The sequence below is a fragment of the Mesorhizobium sp. WSM4935 genome (assembly GCF_029625735.1).
GTDB lineage: Bacteria > Pseudomonadota > Alphaproteobacteria > Rhizobiales > Rhizobiaceae > Mesorhizobium.
In genome coordinates, this window is sequence record NZ_JARTVR010000090.1 from 1 (window position 1) to 230 (window position 230).

Sequence of the window (230 nt, forward strand, 5' to 3'; positions counted from 1 at the left end):
TGAAGAACCAGTAGATCGAGCCGGCGCCCTTGCCCTCGGCCTTGCCCATCGTACCGGTCCAGAAGGCGCCGCATGGGTGGACGCGGGAATCATTGGAGCGGGTAAGCGGATTGTCGGCTTCGATCGGCGTGTGCAGCGTCAGCTTGCCGGTCTTGACGTCCCTGACCTGCAGGCCGACTTCCGTGGCGATCAGCTGGCGGGCATCGTCGATGACGGCGATGGCGCTGGCC

Annotated in this window: 1 protein-coding gene; it reads right to left on the reverse strand. The window is 65.7% G+C overall.

Translation table 11 applies throughout. The features are described 5' to 3' along the window. The coding region (locus P9273_RS32235) for an SMP-30/gluconolactonase/LRE family protein (RefSeq protein ID WP_278052604.1) at positions 1–230 on the reverse strand (230 nt) is incomplete at both ends.